Below are 2,076 nucleotides of genomic sequence, written 5' to 3' on the forward strand. Positions count from 1 at the left end.
AATAACCGCTAAAGTTTGACCTTCTTCAACAGAAGAAGAAGGTTCAACTAAGATTTTAGAGATAGTACCAGAAACAGGAGCAGTAATGTCAATTTCCATTTTCATAGCTTCTAAAATCATAATTTGTTGATCTTTTTCAACTCTATCTCCCTCTTTAACAAGTATTTTCCATACATTCCCATTAACTGCTGCTGGAACTTCTGTTCCATTATAAACTGGTTTTGCAGGAGTTTGTGCAACTTGAGCTTGAACTGGTTGTTGAACTACTTGTTGTACAACAGGTTGTGCAACTTGTATATTATCTACAATCCCTTCAGCTACTGTTACATTAAATCTTTGTCCATCTACTACTACTGTATAGTTACCATTTGCCATTTTATTATCTCCTTTTGTTTTATTATTACTATTATTTATTTCATTCTCTTTTTTTCTTACATTTAAAGGACTCTCTCCTTTTAAAAATGCAATACCTTTCTCATCACAAGCAGCTGCAATAAAAATATTCTCTTCTGTTACAGGAATATTTTCTATTTCTAGTCTTTGTTTCCAAACAGATATTTTCTTTTTCTCATCACGATCAGCAATATCTAAAGGATTCTCTTTAGTTGGTTCTAGTTTTAATTTTTCACTTGCTAATTTTATTATTTCAGGATCTGCTTCAACTGGTGTTTTTCCAAAGTATCCTAAAACCATTCTTCCATATCCTGGAGCTATTTGTTTCCATGGTCCAAACATAACATTAGCGTATGCTTGTTGCCAATAAAATTGTGAAACAGGAGTTACAGATGTACCAAATCCTCCTCTAACAACCACTTCTTGCATAGCTTTAATAACTGCTGGAAATTTATCTAAAGTTCCATTATCTCTCATCATTTGAGTATTTGCAGTTAATGCACCTCCTGGCATTGGAGAAAAAGGAATAAGTGGTGAAACTTGAGTTGCTTCTGGTGGAAGGAAGTAATCTTTTAAGCAATGAGCCAAAGTCTCTTCATATTTTAGAATTTTATCAATTTCTAAACCACCTAAATCAAAGTTTTTACCTTTTACAGCATGAAGCATAGTTAGGATATCTGGTTGAGATGTTCCTCCACTAACTGGAGATGCAGCTAAGTCTATACCATCAGCACCTGCTTCAAGAGCTGCTAAATAACAAGCTATACTAACTCCTGCTGTTTCATGAGTATGAAGTCTTATATGAGTAGAATCACCTAAAAGGTTTCTTGCCATTTTAATAGTATCAAATACTTTTTGTGGGCTTGATGTTCCACTTGCATCTTTAAAACAAACAGAATCAAAAGGTAATCCACTATCTAGAATACTTCTTAAAGTTTTTTCATAGAAAGGTACATCATGTGCACCTGTACAGTTTGGAGGTAAGTCCATAAGTGTTACAACTACTTCATGTTTTAATCCATGATTTTTTATACATTGTGCAGAGTATTCAAGGTTTTGAACATCATTTAAAGCATCAAAGTTTCTAATTGTTGTTGTTCCATGTTTTGCAAAAAGTTTTGCGTGAAGGTCTATTAATTCTCTTGAACCAGTATCTAACATTACTGTATTTATACCACGTGCTAGAGTTTGTAAGTTTGCTTCTGGTCCTACGATAGATCTAAATTTATCCATCATATCAAAAGCATTTTCTTGTAAGTAGAAGAACAATGATTGGAATCTTGCTCCTCCTCCAAATTCAAAGTGAGTAATACCAGCCTCTTTTGCAGCTTCTACTGCTGGAAAAAAGTCATTCATTAAAACTCTTCCTCCAAAGACAGATTGGAATCCATCTCTAAAGGTTGTATCCATAATATCTATATACTTCTTAGACATATCCTATTAACCTTTTAACTTTGTATGATGTTGTATTGCTGCCATTATTGCTGCTACTTTTCTTGCATCTATCCCTGAATTTGATACAACAGGATTTGTTATTGTGTTATAGATTATATTTGGTGTTTGACTAACATTCTCTTGTTTTTTTGGAAAAAACTCTACAAATGTTACTCCTTTTGCTTTTAGCAAAAAACCTAATATTAATAATACTGTTGATACTATCCCCATTACTATTAGAAAGCTTGT

At 33.0% G+C, this 2,076-nt stretch carries 2 protein-coding genes; both read right to left on the reverse strand.

Going from position 1 to position 2,076, the window contains the following annotated elements; genetic code table 11:
- On the reverse strand, window positions 1-1,827 hold a 1,827-nt coding region (locus tag B0175_RS07065; protein ID WP_108527934.1), incomplete at its 3' end, for a biotin/lipoyl-containing protein.
- A gap of 6 nt (window positions 1,828-1,833) precedes the next feature.
- On the reverse strand, window positions 1,834-2,076 hold a 243-nt coding region (locus tag B0175_RS07070), incomplete at its 5' end, for an OadG family protein (protein WP_108527935.1).

This window comes from Arcobacter lacus (assembly GCF_003063295.1).
GTDB lineage: Bacteria > Campylobacterota > Campylobacteria > Campylobacterales > Arcobacteraceae > Aliarcobacter > Aliarcobacter lacus.